The organism is Streptomyces sp. 5K101 (genome assembly GCF_046506645.1).
Lineage (GTDB): Bacteria > Actinomycetota > Actinomycetes > Streptomycetales > Streptomycetaceae > Streptomyces.
In genome coordinates this window covers 27,428-44,633 of the sequence record NZ_JBKFFO010000016.1, presented here as the reverse complement: position 1 = coordinate 44,633, position 17,206 = coordinate 27,428, and the positions used below count along the sequence as shown (strand labels likewise).

15 protein-coding genes and 1 pseudogene are annotated in these 17,206 nt (G+C 73.0%); 6 read left to right on the top strand and 10 right to left on the bottom strand.

Annotation, left to right across the window (positions count from 1 at the left end; translation table 11 throughout):
* Window positions 1–64: 64 nt before the first annotated feature.
* Together ACLB9X_RS26770 and ACLB9X_RS26765 are read left to right on the top strand one after the other, a co-directional pair.
* Window positions 65–1,357 (top strand): serine-threonine protein kinase, encoded by a 1,293-nt coding sequence (locus ACLB9X_RS26770; RefSeq protein ID WP_410362972.1) that lies wholly within the window; start codon window positions 65–67, stop codon window positions 1,355–1,357.
* Window positions 1,358–1,471: 114 nt separating this feature from the next.
* The gene (locus ACLB9X_RS26765) at window positions 1,472–2,083 is read left to right on the top strand and encodes a hypothetical protein (protein ID WP_410362971.1); all 612 of its coding nucleotides are present in this window, start codon (window positions 1,472–1,474) and stop codon (window positions 2,081–2,083) included.
* Between the two features lie 47 nt (window positions 2,084–2,130).
* Here the strand turns inward: ACLB9X_RS26765 and soxR are convergent, their stop codons facing one another.
* Window positions 2,131–2,610 carry a redox-sensitive transcriptional activator SoxR gene (gene soxR / locus ACLB9X_RS26760; protein WP_410362970.1) on the bottom strand — a complete coding sequence of 160 codons (480 nt, stop codon included), beginning with the start codon at window positions 2,608–2,610 and terminating at the stop codon, window positions 2,131–2,133.
* 107 nt (window positions 2,611–2,717) lie between these two features.
* Here soxR and ACLB9X_RS26755 point away from each other — a divergent pair, with 107 nt between their 5' ends.
* The gene (locus tag ACLB9X_RS26755) at window positions 2,718–3,179 is read left to right on the top strand and encodes a MaoC family dehydratase (RefSeq protein WP_410362969.1); all 462 of its coding nucleotides are present in this window, start codon (window positions 2,718–2,720) and stop codon (window positions 3,177–3,179) included.
* Here the strand turns inward: ACLB9X_RS26755 and ACLB9X_RS26750 are convergent.
* The 3 genes from ACLB9X_RS26750 to ACLB9X_RS26740 form a co-directional block, all read right to left on the bottom strand.
* On the bottom strand, window positions 3,167–3,793 hold the full coding sequence (locus ACLB9X_RS26750; protein ID WP_410362968.1) for a TetR/AcrR family transcriptional regulator: 627 nt from the start codon (window positions 3,791–3,793) through the stop codon (window positions 3,167–3,169). The genes ACLB9X_RS26755 and ACLB9X_RS26750 overlap by 13 nt on opposite strands.
* Window positions 3,794–3,847: 54 nt before the next feature.
* Window positions 3,848–4,135, bottom strand: coding sequence for a YiaA/YiaB family inner membrane protein (locus tag ACLB9X_RS26745; protein ID WP_365995596.1), 288 nt, complete (start codon window positions 4,133–4,135; stop codon window positions 3,848–3,850).
* 82 nt (window positions 4,136–4,217) lie between these two features.
* A complete protein-coding gene (locus ACLB9X_RS26740) occupies window positions 4,218–5,369 on the bottom strand; it encodes an acyl-CoA dehydrogenase family protein (RefSeq protein WP_410362967.1) in 1,152 nt (383 codons plus the stop codon).
* A gap of 64 nt (window positions 5,370–5,433) precedes the next feature.
* Between ACLB9X_RS26740 and ACLB9X_RS26735 the strand changes: the two genes are divergently transcribed.
* From ACLB9X_RS26735 to ACLB9X_RS26725, 3 genes are read left to right on the top strand one after another with little or no spacing between them, the layout of a single operon-like run.
* Window positions 5,434–6,090, top strand: a complete 657-nt coding sequence (locus ACLB9X_RS26735; protein ID WP_410362966.1) for a TetR/AcrR family transcriptional regulator — start codon at window positions 5,434–5,436, stop codon at window positions 6,088–6,090.
* A 14-nt stretch (window positions 6,091–6,104) separates the two neighbouring features.
* Window positions 6,105–6,806 (top strand): ArsR/SmtB family transcription factor, encoded by a 702-nt coding sequence (locus ACLB9X_RS26730; RefSeq protein WP_410362965.1) that lies wholly within the window; start codon window positions 6,105–6,107, stop codon window positions 6,804–6,806.
* 32 nt (window positions 6,807–6,838) lie between these two features.
* The gene (locus ACLB9X_RS26725; RefSeq protein ID WP_410362964.1) at window positions 6,839–7,831 is read left to right on the top strand and encodes a DMT family transporter; all 993 of its coding nucleotides are present in this window, start codon (window positions 6,839–6,841) and stop codon (window positions 7,829–7,831) included.
* Here ACLB9X_RS26725 and ACLB9X_RS26720 read toward each other — a convergent pair.
* The 6 genes and pseudogenes from ACLB9X_RS26720 to ACLB9X_RS26695 all read right to left on the bottom strand — a co-directional run bounded on the left by ACLB9X_RS26720 (window position 7,752) and on the right by ACLB9X_RS26695 (window position 17,083).
* Window positions 7,752–9,083, bottom strand: a complete 1,332-nt coding sequence (locus ACLB9X_RS26720; RefSeq protein WP_410362963.1) for an MFS transporter — start codon at window positions 9,081–9,083, stop codon at window positions 7,752–7,754. The genes ACLB9X_RS26725 and ACLB9X_RS26720 overlap by 80 nt on opposite strands.
* Window positions 9,084–9,566: 483 nt before the next feature.
* On the bottom strand, window positions 9,567–10,646 hold the full coding sequence (locus tag ACLB9X_RS26715; protein WP_410362962.1) for a zinc-binding dehydrogenase: 1,080 nt from the start codon (window positions 10,644–10,646) through the stop codon (window positions 9,567–9,569).
* Between the two features lie 16 nt (window positions 10,647–10,662).
* The gene (locus ACLB9X_RS26710; protein WP_410362961.1) at window positions 10,663–12,057 is read right to left on the bottom strand and encodes an aldehyde dehydrogenase family protein; all 1,395 of its coding nucleotides are present in this window, start codon (window positions 12,055–12,057) and stop codon (window positions 10,663–10,665) included.
* Between the two features lie 153 nt (window positions 12,058–12,210).
* Window positions 12,211–13,236, bottom strand: a pseudogene (locus ACLB9X_RS26705) (MFS transporter); the annotation flags it as partial.
* Between the two features lie 47 nt (window positions 13,237–13,283).
* Window positions 13,284–14,708, bottom strand: coding sequence for a CitMHS family transporter (locus ACLB9X_RS26700; RefSeq protein WP_410362960.1), 1,425 nt, complete (start codon window positions 14,706–14,708; stop codon window positions 13,284–13,286).
* A 119-nt stretch (window positions 14,709–14,827) separates the two neighbouring features.
* Window positions 14,828–17,083 (bottom strand): molybdopterin oxidoreductase family protein, encoded by a 2,256-nt coding sequence (locus ACLB9X_RS26695; RefSeq protein ID WP_410362959.1) that lies wholly within the window; start codon window positions 17,081–17,083, stop codon window positions 14,828–14,830.
* Between the last annotated feature and the right edge of the window lie 123 nt (window positions 17,084–17,206).

Here is a 17,206-nt window from a genome sequence, read left to right as displayed (position 1 = left end):
GGGTATGGCCGTTTCTCGCCTTGCGAAGGATCCTGTGGTGACGGGCCAAGGGGAGGGGCGGGCCATGTCGGGGACAGGTGTGCGGCCGTACCGGGAGATCACTTTCGACGCGGACGGCGATGTGCTGGGACCGTACGGCCCGCTCGCGGACCGGGACGTCACCGACCTGGTGGTGTTCGCCCACGGGTGGAACAACTCCCCGGGCACGGCCCGGCGGCTGTACGCGTCGTTCTTCGCCCCCTTCCCCAAGCTCGTGGCGCAGACCCCGCAGGCACGGCTCGGATACGCGGGCGTCGTCTGGCCCTCGATGCGGTTCTCGGACGAGCCGATCCCCGACGTCGAGCCGCCGGCCGCCGGCGCCCAGCCGTCGGGCCCCGGTCTCGACGGGCCGACCCGCGCGGTGCTCGCCGACCTGTTCCCCGGGCATCGCGAGACCGTGGAGCGGCTCGCGCGGCTGCTGGACGAGCAGCCGGAGTCGCGGGCCGCCTTCGCCGAGTTCGGCAGGCTGGCACGGCAGTTGGCGGCGGTGCCGCCGGGCGGTCTGGAGGCCGGCTTCGCCGAGGACCTGCCGCACGACGAGCAGAGCCCGCCCGCGGTGCTGTACGAGGACACGCTCACCCTGTGCCGCAGGCTGGCCGTCGCCCTCGACGCGGAGTCGGGGTCCCTGTACGGCGCGCTGCCGTTCGGCGGCGGGCTGCGCTCCGCGTGGTGGGGCGCGAAGGAGCTGCTGCGGCAGACGACGTACTACGCGATGAAGCGCCGCGCGGGAACGGTCGGCGAGTTGGGGCTCGGGCCGCTGCTGGGCCGGCTGGCCCGTACGGCGCCGCGGCTGCGGGTGCACCTCGTCGGGCACAGCCAGGGGGCGCGGCTGGTGGCGTTCGCGCTGCGGGGGCTGCCCGAGGGCGCGGAGAACGTGAAGTCCGTGACGCTGCTCCAAGGGGTGCTGTCGCACTACGCGTTCGCGTGCGGCCTGCCCCACGCGCCGCACAGCGCGGGCGTGCTCGCCGCCCTTCAGGAGCGGGTCGACGGGCCGGTGGTCGCCTGCTACTCACGGCACGACAGCGCGCTCGGCGTGTTCTACCCGCTGGCCTCGGCCCTCGCCGGGGACTCCGCTTCGGCGGCCGGCGGCGACCGGCGGTGGTGGGCGATGGGCCACGACGGCATCCACGCCGTCGCGGGCACGGCGCGGCTGACGCTGGAGGAGGCGCTGCGCGACGGCCTGCCGGACTCGGGATGCGTCAGTGTGGACGCGGCGCAGGTGGTCCGGCGGGGCGGGCCGCCCGCGGGTGCGCACAGTGACATCTGCCACGAGGAACTGGCCCGGGTGGTGCTGACGGCGGGGCGTGTCGGCCGCTGACACATGGGCGGGATCCGGTCGACCTGACACGTCACGATTTTCGATGGAGCCGAAACGGGCACTCCTACGTCCATTCCTCAACGCCGATGTACCAGCGACGGAGGTGTCGACGCGATGGCCGGTTTCCGGAGTCTTGCGAGACAGGTGCGGGACGTGCGGTGCGACCTGGCGCTGCGGCGCTACTCACTGCGCAAGTGCCTGGAGAGGTTCGCCCCTTATGGGCACCGGGCCACCTGGGACCACCTGTGCGTGAGGCACAGGATCGAGCCCGAGGACAGGGCCCCCGATCCGGCGCGGCTGGTGGCCGCGCTGGAGGAGTTGGAGCAGGCGCGGGCGGTATGGCTCGCGTACGAGGAGAACTTCGCGGACCGCCGCAAACGGGAGAAGCACGAGGGGCTGCGGCGGCCCGGCCACATCGACGACTGGCACCGCAGGACGTGGGGCGGGAACGGGGTCGCGCGCTGCGACAGTCCCGGGACGCATCCCTCGGAGCCGCTGGACGAGGTGCTGCGCAAGCTGATCGGCGCGCTGGAGACGGAGCCCGGGGACGCATGCCCGGTGTGCAGGGGAACGCACATCGTGTGGCGGCAGGACCTGGCGCACGAGCCGTTCGCCGGCCCGGTCTGCGCCGGCTGCGGGATCGTGGTGCCGCAGCCCGTCCTGACGCGGGAGGCGGTCACCGCGGCGAAGCGCGCGGCGCGGCGGGAGCTCGCCTCGGTCGCGTGAGGGACGCCGGTCCCGGGTCGGGGGCCCGGGACCTCGCGCGACCCGGCTCAGGCGTGGTCCGGCTTCGCGCTGCGGCGTTCCGGAAGGAGACGGGAGCCGGTCAGCCGCTCGCCGAAGACGTCGTCCGGGTTGGACAGCACGCAGGTCTGCAACGAGAGGCAGCCGCAGCCGATGCAGTCCGTCAGGTGGTCCCGCAGGCGGCCCAACTGCTTGATCCGCTCGTCCAGTTCGCTGCGCCACGCCGCCGACAGGCGGGCCCAGTCCGCGCGGTCGGGGGTGCGTTCCTCGGGCAGTTCGGCGAGGGCGTCGCGGATCGTGGCGAGCGGGATGCCGACGCGCTGCGCGGCCCGCACGAACGCGACGCGGCGCAGCGCGTCCCTGCTGTAGCGGCGCTGGTTTCCGGCGGTGCGGCGGCTGCTGATCAGGCCCTTGGACTCGTAGAAGTGCAGGGCGGACACGGCCGCGCCGCTGCGCGCGGCGAGCTGGCCGACCGTGAGCTCGTGGATCTTCTCGGGAATCTGTGGCACTCCTCGAAGCCTACTCGTCGTCCGTTGACAAGTCGGCCGCTCCGCCAGCATGCTGAGCAAGCGCTTAGACATGGGTTTCGGAGACGTGAGAGGCAGGGACCAGCACCATGGCAGAGCCGAGGATCTTCACCTCCCCCGAGGAGTTGCGCGCCGGGGTCGACGAGCAGCTCGGACACAGCGACTGGCTGGAGGTCGACCAGAAGCGGATCGACCTCTTCGCCGACGCCACCGGCGACCACCAGTGGATCCACATCGACGCCGAGCGCGCGGCGAGCGGCCCCTTCGGGACGACGATCGCCCACGGCTATCTGACGCTGTCGCTGCTGCCCGCCCTGGTGCCGCAGGTGCTGCGGGTCGAGGGCATGAAGATGGGCATCAACTACGGCACCAACAAGGTGCGTTTCCCCGCCCCGGTGCCGGTCGGCTCGCGGCTGCGCGCCACGGCCGTCCTCCAGGACGTGGTGGAGGCGGGCGGCGGCGTGCAGGTGACCGCCCTCGTCACCGTCGAACGGGAGGGCGGCGACAAGCCGGTGTGCGTGGCGGAGTCCGTGTCCCGCTACTTCTTCTGAGCCCCCACCATCCGCAGGACGAGGTCGGCGTAGAACACGCCGACCTCGTCGGGCGTCCGCCGCCCCTGCGTGTTGAACCACCGCGCCACGTCGATGCAGAGCGACAGTACGGCGACGGTGGTGCCGGGCACGTCGGGCACGTCGAACTCGCCCGCCGCGACGCCCTCTTCGAGCAGGCGGCGCACCACGGCGTCGGTCTCGCGGCGCAGCGCGATGATCTCGGTGCGGTGGGCGTCGCCGAGCGCGTCCAGTTCGTACTGCACGACCCGCGCCGTGGTGTGCCGACCGGCGTGCCAGCGGACGAAGGACCGTACGGCGTCGGCGAGCCGCTCGGTGGGCGTGCCTTCGCCCTCGTACGCCGCCGAGAGGATCTCCAGGGCCTTGTCGTGCCCGATCCTGCTGATCCGGTGGAGCAGCTCTTCCTTGGTCTTGTAGTGGATGTAGAGCGCCGCCGGGCTCATGCCGGCCCGGCCCGCGATGTCACGGGTCGTGGTCGCATGGTAGCCGCGCTCCGCGAACGCCTCGACCGCGGCGACGAGCAACTTCCGGGCCGCCTCCGGGGTGACCTCGTCCCACGGCTTCTCGTCTTCGGCCGTCTGGTCCGCCGCACTCATCGCTCGCCCCTTCCCTGGTCAGGCGAACACCATACCGTGACGGTGAGCGGGCGCTTAGAGCTTCTGGAACGGGTCGTGCTCGGCCAGCAGCTTCTCCAGCCTGGCCTGGTCGACGCGGCTGACGATCTGCCCGGCCTCCTGCCGGTCCCTGACCACCTTGGCGAGGGTGAAGGCGGAGGTGGTCAGGTAGAGGACGGCGATGCCGAGGAAGGCGCGCACCCAGGCGTCGGCCTCCAGGTTGAAGATGCCGACGGCGACGGCCCCGAGCGCGATGGCGAAGGAGGCGACCGCCTGGCCGTAGTACGCCGCGGTGTTCTGCTGCTTGACCGGTGTCTCACTCATGGGCACAGGGTCGCGCCCGCGCCGGCGGCCCACATGCGCGCTCGTACTCAGACGGCGTACTCACCCGCCGCCCGCGGCGCGCTCAGAACGCGGAGACCCCGGTGAGCGCCCGGCCGATGATCAGCTTCTGGATCTGGCTGGTGCCCTCGTAGAGGGTCATCACGCGGGCGTCGCGCAGCAGTTTGCCGACCGGGTACTCGTCGATGTAGCCGTAGCCGCCGAAGACCTGGAGGGCGTTGTTCGCGGCGCGGACCGCGGCCTCGGAGGCGAAGAGCTTGGCCTTGGACGCGGCGGTGGCGAAGTCCTCGCCGCGGTCGACGAGACCGGCGACCCGCCAGGTCAGCAGCCGGGCGGCGTCCACGTCGACGGCGATGTCGCTGATCAGCTCCTGGACCAGCTGGTGGTGCGCAATGGGCCTGCCGAACTGCTCGCGCTCGCCCGCGTACCCGACGGCCGCGTCCAGCGCGGCCTGGGCGATGCCGACGCAGCCCGCGGCGACCGACATCCTGCCCTTGGCGAGCGCGGACATGGCGATGGAGAAGCCCTTGCCCTCGCGCCCGAGCAGGGCGCCGGCCGGCACCCGGACGTCCTCGAGGACCAGCTCGGCGGTGGCCTGGCCGCGCAGTCCGAGCTTGCCGTGGATCGTGCGGCGGGTCAGTCCGGGCGTGTCCGTGGGGACCAGGAAGGCGGATACGCCCTTGTGCCCGGGGGCGTCGCCGGTGCGGGCGAAGAGCAGCACCACGTCGGCCCAGGTGCCGTTGGTGATGAACATCTTGGCGCCGTTGATCACGTAGTCGCCGCCGTCGCGCACGGCCCTGGTGGCGAGGTTCCCCGCGTCGGAGCCGGTGCCGGGCTCGGTGAGGCCGAAGCAGCCGACGGCATCGCCCGCCGTCAGGCGCGGCAGCCACCGGCGCTTCTGCTCCTCGGTGCCGTACGCGGCGACGGTCTTGGCGACCAGTCCGAGCGAGACGGAGACGATGCCGCGCACCGAGGAGTCACCGCGGCCCAGCTCCTCCGTGACCAGGCAGTACGCGAGATGGTCGCCGCCCGAGCCGCCGTGCTCCTCGTCGACGGTGAGCCCGAGGAAGCCGAGCGCGCCGAGCTTCTTCACGATGCCCCGGTCGACGCTCTCGGCGCGGTCCCACGCGACGACGTGCGGGGCGATCTCGCGGGCGACGAAGTCCCGGGCGAGCTGCCGTACGGCCGCCTGCTCCTCACCGAGCTCCAGGTTCATGTGCGGTCACCCCAATTTAACTATCACTGCTAGTTTCTTTTCGGCAGGCCCTACTATGTGCCGCATGGCCCGACCGCGCAAGCCCCTCCTCAGCAGAGAACGCATCGTCGAGACGGCGAGCGCGCTCGTGGACGCGGAGGGACTCGACGCGGTGTCCACCCGCCGCCTCGCCGCCGAACTCGGCGTCAGCGGCCCCTCGCTCTACAACCACTTCCGCAACAAGGACGAGATCCTCGACGCCGTCGCCGACGCGGTCAGCGCCCAGGTCGACCTGTCGATGTTCCGGGAGGACGACCCCCGCGACTGGCGCACGGCCCTGCACGACTACGCCGTCTCCTACCGGGCCACGCTGACCGCCCACCCCCATACCGTCCCCGTGCTGGCCCGCGGCCCCGGCCGCCGGCCGGCGGGCCTCAAGGTCGCCGACGCGGTCTTCGGCGCCATGGTCCGCGCGGGCTGGCCGCCGGCCCAGGCCACCCACATCGGCGCACTGATGCGCTACTTCATCACCGGCTCGGCGCTCGGCTCCTTCGCCCGCGGCTTCGTCGACGACGCGGCCGCGTACGACCCGGCCGACTATCCGCACCTGGGTCAGGCGCACCTGCTCGCCGACCGCCAGGAGAAGGTGGACGAGGGCGCGTTCGAGACCGGGCTGCGCGCGCTGCTCGACGGCCTCGCGATCCAGTACGAGACACTTCGGCCCGCGCCGAACCGTCACTGACGCATCCTGGGGGCATGGCCTCCTCCCGTGACCTCGCCGCCTTCGCCGCGCTCGTCGCCGACGAGACCCGCGCCGGGATCTGCCTCGCGCTGCTCGACGGCCGGGCCTGGACCGCGGGAGAACTCGCGCGGCACACCGGGGTCGCCGCGTCGACGGCCAGCGAGCACCTCGGCAGGCTCGTCGCCGGCGGGATGCTGGACGAGGAGCGCCAGGGCCGGCACCGCTACGTACGGCTCGCCGACGACCGGGTGGCGCACCTCGTCGAGGAACTGGCCGCGTACGCCGCGCCGGAGGGGCCGGCCCGCCCGCCGCGCGGACTGCGCGAGTCGACCGTCGCCGCCGCCATGGCGCGGGGCCGCACCTGTTACGACCATCTCGCCGGGCGGCTCGGCATCACGATCACCGGCGCCATGACGGAGCGGGGCCTGCTCAGCCAGGACGCCGGGTTCGCCCTCACGGAGCGGGGCGCGCGGTGGTTCGACGAACTCGGGGTGCCGCTGGAGCGCACGGGGCGTCGGCCGCTCGTACGGGGCTGCCTGGACTGGACCGAGCGAAAACCGCACCTCGCCGGGCTCGCCGGGGCACGTCTGTGCCGCCACGCCCTGGACGCCGGCTGGTGCGTGCGGATCGGCTCGGAACGGGCGGTGAAGGTGACGGCGGAGGGCGAGCGCGCGCTCGGCCGGCTGCTGGGCATCGAGCCCGCGATACTGCGGTGAGCGCCGAAGGGTCCGGGCCGTACGGTCGCTCCATGACGAATCCGATACGCCGCACGCCGCACGCGAAGTGGCCCGCCCTCGTCGCCGCGGGCGTCACCGTCGTGCTGTGGGCCTCCGCCTTCGTGTCCATCCGCAGCGCCGGCGAGGCGTACTCCCCCGGCGCCCTCGCCCTCGGCCGACTGATCGCCGGGTCCCTCGCACTGGGCTGCGTGCTGCTGGTGCGCCGGGAGGGGCTGCCGCCCCGGGCCGCCTGGCCCGGCATCGCGGTGTCCGGACTGCTGTGGTTCGGCGTCTACATGGTGGTGCTCAACTGGGGCGAGCAGGAGGTCGACGCGGGCACGGCGGCGATGGTCGTCAACATCGGCCCCGTGCTCATCGCCCTGCTCGGCGCGCGGCTGCTGGGCGAGGGACTGCCGCCCCGGCTGGTGGCGGGCATGGCGGTGTCGTTCGCCGGCGCGGTGGTCGTCGGCCTGTCGATGTCCGGCGAGGGCGGCGCGTCCACGCTGGGCGTCCTGCTGTGCCTGCTCGCGGCGGTCGGGTACGCGGGCGGGGTCGTGTCCCAGAAGCCGGCGCTGGCGCACGCGAGCGCGTTGCAGGTGACGACGTTCGGGTGTCTGGTCGGCGCGGTGGCGTGTCTGCCGTTCGCGGGGCAGCTGGCGGACCAGGCGGCCCGTGCCCCGGTGTCCGCCACGCTGAACATGGTCTACCTCGGCGTGTTCCCGACCGCGCTCGCCTTCACGACCTGGGCCTATGCCCTGGCGCGTACGACCGCGGGCCGGATGGGAGCGACCACGTACGCCGTCCCGGCTCTGGTGGTGCTGATGTCCTGGCTGGTGCTGGACGAGGTGCCCGCGCTGCTGACGCTGGCGGGCGGTGCGCTGTGTCTGGCGGGCGTGGCGGTGTCGCGGTCCCGGCCGCGGAAGGGGTCCGCGGCCGGGGCGCCCGTCACTCCGCGGGAGTCGGCTGCTTCACCTCCGGCGTCGCCGGGGCAGCCGCCTTCGCGGCCCGCAAGGCGAGAATCCTGATCGAGATCAGGGCGATCACGGCCAGCCCGATGATGTAGCCGGAGACGGCCATCGACGTGCCGGTGGCCTCCAGCAGCAGCACCATCATGAACGGCGCCAGGCCGCCTCCGAAGACCGCAGCGATCTGGTAGCCGAGCGAGGCGCCGGTGTAGCGCATCTCGGCGGTGAACAGCTCGGCGAACAGGGCGGCCTGGGGTCCGTACATGATGCTGAGGAAGCAGCTCGTGACGAACGTGCCGACGGCGAGCCACAGCAGTGACGCCGTGTCGATGAGCAGGAACATCGGCACCGCCCACAGCAGCAGGCCCACCGCGCCGGCCGCGTAGATGCGCAGCCGCCCGATGCGGTCGGACAGCGACGCCGCCGCGGGGATCAGTGCGAGCTGGGTGAGGCTGATGCACAGGGAGACCGCGAGCACCGCGCTGCGCTTCATCTCGAGCTCGCGGGTCGCGTAGTCGAGCACACCGGTGATGATGATGTAGAACGTCGCGGTGTTGACGGCGAAGGAGCCGCCGGCGAGGAGCACGGTGCCGAGGTGGCTGCGCAGGATGGTGCGCAGCGGCGAACGCCGTTCGCTCTTCTCCTGTGCGGCGAGGGCGCGTTCGGCCTCGCGGAACGCGGGAGTCTCCTCGACGCGGGTGTGGATGTACCAGGCGAGGCCGATGACGAGGAACCCGACGAAGAACGGGACCCGCCAGCCCCAGGAGGCGAACGCGGCGTCGCTGGTGAGCGAACCGGCCACGAGGAAGACGGTGTTGGCGGTGACCACGCCGATGGGGACGCCGAGCTGGACGAGGCTGCCGTACAGGCCGCGCTTGCCCTCGGGGGCGTACTCGGTCGCCATCAGCATCGCGCCGCCCCACTGGGCGCCGACGGCGATGCCCTGGACGATCCGGAGCAGCACGAGGACGACGGGAGCGGCGATGCCGATGGTCTCGTACGTGGGGAGGAGCCCGATCCCGGCGGTGGCGACGCCCATCAGGGTCAGCGCGAGGACCAGCATGGGCTTGCGGCCGTGCTTGTCGCCGAGCTGGCCGGCGATGATGCCGCCGACGGGGCGCGCGAGGAAGCCCACGGCGAAGGTGGCGAAGGCGGCGAGGACGCCGGCGGACGCGCTGCCGGCGGGGAAGTAGAGATCGCCGAGGACGAGGGCGGCGGCTATGCCGAAGACGAAGTAGTCGTACCACTCGACGGCGGAGGCGAGAGCGGCGGCGGTGGCGACGCGGCGGCGGTTCGGGGGTGCGGTGTCCATGCGTGCACTCCATGGATGCGGGGACGAGGAGTGCGGGGACCGTACCGACCGGTGGGTATGGAGTCAACGGTTCACGCATGTTTCCCCACCCCGCCCCTCCCCGACCTGGGGCTCCGCCCCAGGCCCCGTCCCGGCCAGCGACCCGCCGGGGCGCCCGGGGCCGGTCCCTGACCCGGGCCTGAGGCGCCGAGGGTCGCGCGCGGAACCACCGCACGACGGCGAGCGCCGAACGGGGCCCGGCGGAACCGGCCCGTGGGCCCGGACCCGGAGCGGGCGCCGAAAACGGGCGCGCCAGCGTGCCCTGCGGGGTCCGGGGCTTGCCCCGGTAACGGGAAGGGGCGGGCTGGGGGAAGAACACCAGTGCCCACCCGAGCGCACGGGCCATGGGACCCGGCCACGGCCCGCTCGGCAGGCCCCGGAGGCCCACGGCTCTGGGCGCGCCGGGCGCACGGGCCTGTGGGGGCCGGGCCCGCCCGGGGGACGTCAGAACACCACCAGCGCCCGCCCCCCACGGCCCTCGCGCATCGCTGTGAACGCCGACGGGATGTCCTCCAGGCCGATGCGGTCCGTCACCAGCGCGGCCAGGTCGAGGGTGCCCTCGTGGATGTGGGACGCGAGGGCCGGGAGGTCGCGCTCCGGGTCGGAGTTGCCGTAGACGCAGCCCGACAGCGTACGGCCCCAGTGGAAGAGCTCCAGGGCGTTGAACGTGACCTGCTGGTCCTTGCCGCCGATGCCGACGACCGTGGTGCGGCCGCCGCGGCGGGTGGAGTCCCAGGCCGCGCGGATCGTCGTCGCGCGGCCGACGCACTCGATCGCGACGTCCGCGCCCCGCCCGCCGGTCAGCCGGCGCACCTCCTTCGCCGTGGTGTCGGACGCGATCACGTACTCCGTGGCCCCCGCCCGGCGGGCCAGTTCCTCCTTCTCCGGCGAGACGTCGACCGCGATGACCGTGGCCGCACCCGCGATCCTGGCCGCCTGGAGCGTGGCGAGGCCCACCCCGCCGACGCCGTGGACGACGACCGACTCGCCCTCGCGCACACGGGCGGAGTGGTGGACGGCCCCGTACCCGGTGAGCACGGCGCAGCCGAGGAGCGCCGCGTCGATCAGGGACACGCCCGCGGGCGCGGGGAGCACGCAGTTGGCCGCGACGACGGTCTCCTCGGCGAACGCGGCCACGTTCAGCCCGGGATGCAGTTCGGTGCCGTCCGCGGTGACGGCGTGGACCCGCCCCGCGCCGGTCAGGGCGTCGGCGCACAGCCAGACCTCCCCGATCGAGCAGGCGTGGCAGCTGCCGCACGACGGCGCCCAGTTGAGGACGACGCCGTCTCCGGGTGCGACGTGGGTGACGCCCTCGCCGACGGAGACGACGGTGCCGGCACCCTCGTGGCCGAGGACGGCGGGGACCGGCACGCGCATGGTGCCGTCGGACAGGGACAGGTCGGAGTGGCACACCCCGGCGGCGGCGAGGCGGACCCGGACCTGGCCGGGGCCGGGCTCGGGCAACGAGATCTCGGCGACCTCCAGAGGGGAGCCGACGGCGGACAGGACTGCGGCGCGGACCACGATGGTGTCTCCCGGCTCAGAACTGGAGGGACTTGGTCTGGAGGTACTCGGCGAGACCGTGCGGGCCGAGTTCTCGCCCGACCCCGGACTGCTTGTAACCGCCGAAGGGAGCACGCGGGTTGAACCGGCCGCCGTTGATGTCGACCTGACCGGTGTCCATGCGCCGGGCGAACGCGACCGCCTCGGCCTCGTCCGACGCCCAGACGGCGCCGGCCAGTCCGTAGACGGTGCCGTTGGCGATGGCGAGCGCGTCGTCCTCGTCCTCGTACTTCAGGATCGAGACGACCGGGCCGAAAATCTCCTCCTGGGCGATCGTCATGCCGGGGGTGACGTCGGCGAAGACGGTCGGGCTGACGTAGTAGCCGGTCTCCAGCGGCGCGTCGGGGCCGCCGGCCACGAGGCGGGCGCCCTCGGCGATGCCCTTCTCGATGTAGCCGCGGACCCGCTGCTGCTGTTTGGCGTTGACGAGGGGGCCGACCCGTTCACCGGGCACGTACTTGGCGACCGCGGCGGCGGCCACCGCGACGGCCTCGTCGTATCGGTCCTTGTGCACGAGCATCCGGGTCCACGCGCTGCAGGTCTGGCCGGAGTTGGACATGACGTTGGCGATGCCGACGTTCACGGCCTTCGCGAGGTCGGCGCCGGGCAGGATGACGTTCGCGGACTTGCCGCCGAGTTCCAGGGCGACGCGCTTGACCGCGGCGCCGGCGGTCGCGCCGACCTGCCTGCCCACGGCCGTCGAGCCGGTGAAGGACACGAGGTCGACGTCCTCGTGTGCGGCGAGGGCCTGGCCCACGACCGGTCCGAGGCCGGTGACCAGGTTGAACACTCCGGCGGGTATGCCCGCGTCGTGGACGGCCTCGGCGAAGAGCTGTGCGGTCAGCGGGGTGTCCTCGGCGGGCTTGAGGACCACGGTGCATCCGGCGGCGAGCGCCGGGGCGACCTTGGCGACGACCTGGTGCAGTGGGTAGTTCCACGGCGTGATTGCGGCGACGACGCCGGCGGGCTCCATGAGGACCGTGGAGTTGCCGAGCGTCTCCTCGAAGGAGTACTCGGCGGCGAGTTCGGCGTACGAGCCGGCGACCAGCAGCGGCATGCCGGTGTGGACGGCCTGGGCGAGTGCGGGCGGCGCGCCGAGCTCGGCGGTGACGGTCGCGGCGATCAGGTCCTGACGGCGGGCCAGTTCGTCGCGCAGGGCCGTGAGCAGGGCGGCGCGCTCGGCCGGAGGGGTGGCCGCCCAGGCGGGGAACGCGGCGCGGGCCGCGCGTACGGCGGCGTCGACGTCCTCCGCGGTGCCGGCGGGCACATGGGCGATGACCTGCTCGCTGGCAGGGTCGATCACCGCGATGGTGTCGGTGGTGGCGGCGGGCCGCCACTGGCCGCCGATGTACATGCCGTCGTGCGCCTTCATCGCTTTCCTCCACGCGTCGCGGTCGTGTCCGCGACCCAAACTAGCGATGTTAGTTTTCTCGCGCCAGAGGCAACCGGGGCGTCGGGCGGGTAACGGCCAGGCGTACGGGAGCGTCCCGGGCCGCTCGCGGATGCGCCATCGGCCGCCCGGCCGCTACGCGTTCCGGTCGCCGCCCTCGGCCGCGGCGCGGTCCGGGGTCCGTCGGCGGGAGGACGCCGCGGGGTGGCGCGGGGACGGGTGGGGGCGACGGAGGGCGGCCGCCGACGACCGCACCAGCAGCGCCCCGATCAGAATGAACGGCGTGGCGGCCCCCGCGAGGCCGGCGACCAGGCCGGCGCCCGCCGGTGCCGCGACCTGGCCGAGGCGGTTGCCGGTCAGGCGAAGGGCGAGCGCGGTCGACCGCGCGTCGGCCGGCGCCGCCTGCACCACCGTCGTCATCGACAGCGGCTGGCCGGCGCCGAGGCAGAAGCCCAGCAGGATCAGCATCACGGCGAGCGCCCACAGCGGAACGGGCAGCGCGATGCCGCCGCACAGCAGGCCGCCGACGAGGCACGTCGTGGCGAGCAGGCCCCTACGGCCCATGAGCCGGATCATCGGGTCCATCACCAGCCGGTAGGCGATGGTGGCCGCCGCCCGCAGACTGAGCAGCACCCCGACCACGGCGGGCGCGATGCCCCGGTGTTCACCGATCACCGGCAGGTACGCCGTGAGGATGTCGGTCGCGGAGAGCACCGCGAGACTGATGAGGATTCCGGCGGGTACGCCACGGGTGCGCAGGATGCCGCGTACGGGCACCGTGGCGCGATCGGCGCGCGGCCGTGGCGCGGCGCGGTGCTCGATGCGCCACAGCGAGGCGAGGGACACGGCGCCGACGCCGGCCGCGGCGAGCAGCGCCCATCCGCTCGTACGGGCCAGGTCGCCGCCGATCACGGCACCGGCCGCGACCGGCCCCACGAGCTGGCCGAGCGAGGCGCCGATGGTGAAGTGGCCGAAGTTGCGGTCCTGTTCGGCGGGTGCGGACTGCCGGGCGACGATCGACTGGGCGCCGATGACGAAGCACAGGTGGCCGAGCCCCATGACCCCGCTCCACGCGGCCATCGCCGCGAGCGAGCCCGCCGTACCGCTGAGGGCGCATCCGCCGGATATCAGGGCGACGCCGACGGGCAGCAGGGGTGCGCACGAACGCGACGACGAGGCGCAGCAGCCAGCCCCGGGAGTCCGTCACGTCAGATGATTCCGAAGAGCATGCCGGCGCCGAGGACCACCAGCGAGGTGAGCGCGGCCCACTTGACGGTGAAGCGGGTGTGGTCGCCGAACTCGACCTTGGCCATGCCGACCAGGACGTACACGGCGGGCACCAGCGGGCTCGACATGTGGAGAGCCTGGCCGACGAGCGAGGCGCGGGCGATCTCCAGCGGGGAGACTCCGTGGGCGGCGCCGGCCTCGGCGAGGACGGGCAGGACGCCGAAGTAGAAGCCGTCGTTGGACATGAAGTACGTGAGCGGGAGGCTCAGCAGGCCGGTGACGAGGGCCATGTGCGGGCCCATGCCCTCGGGGATCGCGCCGACGAGCCAGTCGGCCATGTGCTCGACCATGCCGGTGCCGGTGAGGACGCCGGTGAAGACGGCGGCGGCGAAGACCATGCCGGCGACGTTGAGGACGTTGTCGGCGTGGGCGGCGATGCGGGCCTTCTGGTCGGTCATGCGGGGGAAGTTGACCGTGAGGGCGAGAGCCGCACCGAGCAGGAAGAGCACCGGGATGGGCAGCAGCTCCATGATCATGGAGGCGAGGAGCGCGACGGTGAGCCCGAGGTTGAACCAGTAGAGCTTCGGGCGCAGCGTGGCGCGGTGGGGGTCGAGTCCCTGGAAGCCCTCGTCGTCGTCCTCGGCTGCGTTCCTGCCGTCGGACGCGTCGCTCCCGGTGTCCGACGCGCCCGCACCGGAACCGCCGCCCGCGGCCGGCTTCGTCCGGTCACCGCCGCCGGTCTTCACCAGCACGGTCTCGGTCGCGGGCTCCAGGACCTCGTCCAGGGAGAGGTAGCCGAGGCGCTTGCGCTCGCGCCGGCCGAGGACGTACGCGAGGACCATCACGAACAGGAGGCCGACGCCGAGGGCCGGGATCATCGGGACGAAGATGTCGCCCGCGTCGAGCTTGAGCGCGGTCGCCGCACGGGCGGTCGGGCCGCCCCAGGGCAGGGTGTTCATGACGCCGTTCGCGGTGGCTGCGATGCCGGTCATGACGACCAGGCTCATCTTCAGGCGCTTGTAGAGCGGATACATCGCCGAGACCGTGATCATGAAGGTCGTCGAGCCGTCACCGTCCAGCGAGACGATGGCGGCCAGGAGCGCCGTACCGATCACGATGCGCAGCGGGTCCGCCTTGCAGAAGCGCAGGATGCCCCGGACGATCGGGTCGAACAGGCCCACGTCGATCATGACGCCGAAGTAGACGATCGCGAACATCAGCATCGCGGCCGTGGGCGCGAGATTGCCGACGCCCTCGAGGACGTAGTCCCCGAGGTGCGCGCCCTTTCCGACGATGACGCAGAACAGCGCGGGGATGAGGACCAGCGCCGCTATCGGCGACATCTTCTTCATCATGATCAGGACCAGGAAGGTCGCAATCATGGCGAAGCCGAGGATTGTCAGCATGGGGGACACCTCACGTTCATCCTTGAACTCCGCCAGGGCGGCGGTCCGCATGACGTTAGGTGTCGTCAATTGCCGTTAACAAGGTGTTGACATGCGAGCAATACGAGCAAAACCCCTGGTCAGCCCATGGGCGCGACCTCGACGGGGAAGCCGTTGAGCACCGCCGTGCCGGACAGGGGGTCGAGCCGGGAGCCGTCGAGCAGCTGGTTGACGTTGACCCCGGGCCGGGCGGAGGCGACCGAGAGCCGGGTGCCCGGGCGGTCGTGACCCCAGCCGTGCGGCAGGCTCACGACGCCCGGGCGGACGTCCTCGGTGATCTCCACGGGAGCCTCCACCCGGCCGCCGTCCGCGGTGATCGCGGCCATCGCGCCGTCCGCGAGGCCGAGGCGGGCCGCGTCGTCGGGGTGGACGTGCAGGGTGCAGCGGTTGGACCCGCCGCCCAGTGCCGGCACGTTGTGCAGCCAGCTGTTGTTGGAGCGCAGGTGGCGGCGGCCGACGAGGACGAGCCCGTCGGGACGCCGGTCGAGGGCGCTGCGGAGCCTCGGCAGATCGGCGGCGATCGGCGCGGGCAGCAACTCGATGCGCCCGCTGCGGGTCCGCAGCACCTGCGGGACGCGCGGCTGGAGCGGGCCGAGGTCGATGCCGTGCGGGTTCTCCAGGAGCTTGGCGAGGGTCAGCTCGTACGGGCCGAGCCGCAGCATCAGGTCCAGCCGGCGCTCGGCTCCGCTGCCGCCGGTGAGCTCGGCGGCGAGCTCGGCCGCGTCCTGGCCGTGCACGGGTGAGTGCGGGTCGGCGACGGCCTTGGCGAGGGAGCGCTGGACGACCATGTCGTCGACGGCGGACGGTTCGGCGCCGTGCATGCCGCCGACCGCGAGGACGAGCCGGGCGTGGATCTCGCACTCGTCCATCAGCCCGTCCTCCAGGGGGACGGCGGCGGGCGTGTAGCGCACCTGGTTGCGCACGGCGAGGGCGTTGAAGGCGAAGTCGAAGTGGGCGCTCTGGGACGGGGGCGGCGGGGGCAGCACCACGTCGGCGTGGCGCGAGGTCTCGTTCAGGTACGGATCGATGCTGACCATGAAGTCCAGGCCGCTCAGCGCCGCGTCGAGGCGGTTGCCGTCGGGGGCGGAGAGGACCGGGTTGGCCGCGATCGCGATGAGGGCGCGGATCCGCCCGTCGCCGGGTGTCTCGATCTCCTCGGCGAGTGTGGCGATGGGAAGTTCGCCCTTGGCCTCGGGGTGTCCGCCGACACGGCTCGACCAGCGGCCGAGTGCGAAGCCCTTGCCGGGCCCGGCGGGCCGTGGGGCCTTGTCGGTGGCGGCGAGGGGGAAGAGGGCGCCGCCCGGCCGGTCGAGGTTGCCGGTGAGGATGGTGAGGACGTCGACGAGCCAGCTCGCGAGGGTGCCGTGCTCCACGGTGCAGCTCCCGATGCGGCCGTAGACGGCGGCCGTCGGCGCGGCGGCCAGCTCCCGGGCGATCGTACGGATCTCCTCGGGGTCCATGTCGCAGGCGGCGGCCACGGCTTCCGGGGTGAAGTCCCGCACCGCCGCCTCGACGTCGCCGACCTGCTCCACGTGCCCGGCGAGGGCGCCGAGGTCGGTCAGCTCCTCCGCGAACAGGACGTGGGCGAGGGCGGCGAGCAGGAGCGCGTCGGTGCCGGGGCGGATCGCGACATGCCGGTCGGCGAGCCGGGCGGTGCGGGTGCGGCGCGGGTCGACGACGGTGAGCGTGCCGCCGCGGCGGCGCAGCGCCTTCAGCTTGCCGGGGAAGTCGGGTGCGGTGCACAGGCTGCCGTTGGACTCGAGCGGGTTGGCGCCGAGGAGGAGCAGGTGGTCGGTGCGGTCGAGGTCGGGGACGGGGATGGCGACGGCGCTGCCGTAGAGCAGTCCGCTGGAGACGTGCTTGGGCATCTGGTCGAGGGTGGAGGCGCTGAAGATGTTGCGCGTGCGCAGGGTGGACAGCAGGACCGGCGGGTAGAGGCCGCCGGCCATGGTGTGCACGTTGGGATTGCCGAGGACGACACCCACGGCGTCGGGTCCGTACTGCTCGATCAGCGGTCGCACGCGGGCGGCGACGAGGTCGAACGCCTCCTGCCACGTCGCCTCGCGCAGGCGGCCGTTCTCGCGCACGAGCGGGGTGCGCAGCCGGTCGGGGTCGGCGTCGAGCTCGCCGAACGAGGCGCCCTTGGGGCAGATGAAGCCCTCGCTGAAGACGTCCTCCCGGTCACCGCGCGCACTCGTGACGCGGGTGCCCTCGATGGTCAGGGTGAGCCCGCAGGTGGCCTCGCACAACGGGCAGATGCGCGGTGCGGTGCGGGCGACTCGATCGGCGGGCGGTGCGTTCGTCGCGGTACGAGCGGCAGGTGCGGTGCGGGACACGGGTCCTCCCCCGGGGCGGGCGGCACGGTGGGCGTGCTGTCCCGGCCGAGCATACCGACCGGTATGCACGGGCGGGAGGGGGTGCGGCGTACGGACGCGAAGAACCGCCCTCCGCAGGAGAAT

Excerpts from the sequence above, each read along its gene's own strand:
- ACLB9X_RS26725 (WP_410362964.1), top strand. The coding sequence starts at position 6,839 with ATGACGAATCCGATACGCCGCACGCCGCACGCGAAGTGGCCCGCCCTC.
- ACLB9X_RS26765 (WP_410362971.1), top strand. The coding sequence starts at position 1,472 with ATGGCCGGTTTCCGGAGTCTTGCGAGACAGGTGCGGGACGTGCGGTGC.
- ACLB9X_RS26720 (WP_410362963.1), bottom strand. The coding sequence starts at position 9,083 with ATGGACACCGCACCCCCGAACCGCCGCCGCGTCGCCACCGCCGCCGCT.
- ACLB9X_RS26750 (WP_410362968.1), bottom strand. The coding sequence starts at position 3,793 with ATGAGTGCGGCGGACCAGACGGCCGAAGACGAGAAGCCGTGGGACGAG.
- ACLB9X_RS26740 (WP_410362967.1), bottom strand. The coding sequence starts at position 5,369 with ATGAACCTGGAGCTCGGTGAGGAGCAGGCGGCCGTACGGCAGCTCGCC.
- ACLB9X_RS26745 (WP_365995596.1), bottom strand. The coding sequence starts at position 4,135 with ATGAGTGAGACACCGGTCAAGCAGCAGAACACCGCGGCGTACTACGGC.
- ACLB9X_RS26755 (WP_410362969.1), top strand. The coding sequence starts at position 2,718 with ATGGCAGAGCCGAGGATCTTCACCTCCCCCGAGGAGTTGCGCGCCGGG.
- ACLB9X_RS26700 (WP_410362960.1), bottom strand. The coding sequence starts at position 14,708 with ATGCTGACAATCCTCGGCTTCGCCATGATTGCGACCTTCCTGGTCCTG.
- ACLB9X_RS26770 (WP_410362972.1), top strand. The coding sequence starts at position 65 with ATGTCGGGGACAGGTGTGCGGCCGTACCGGGAGATCACTTTCGACGCG.
- ACLB9X_RS26730 (WP_410362965.1), top strand. The coding sequence starts at position 6,105 with ATGGCCTCCTCCCGTGACCTCGCCGCCTTCGCCGCGCTCGTCGCCGAC.
- ACLB9X_RS26710 (WP_410362961.1), bottom strand. The coding sequence starts at position 12,057 with ATGAAGGCGCACGACGGCATGTACATCGGCGGCCAGTGGCGGCCCGCC.
- ACLB9X_RS26735 (WP_410362966.1), top strand. The coding sequence starts at position 5,434 with ATGGCCCGACCGCGCAAGCCCCTCCTCAGCAGAGAACGCATCGTCGAG.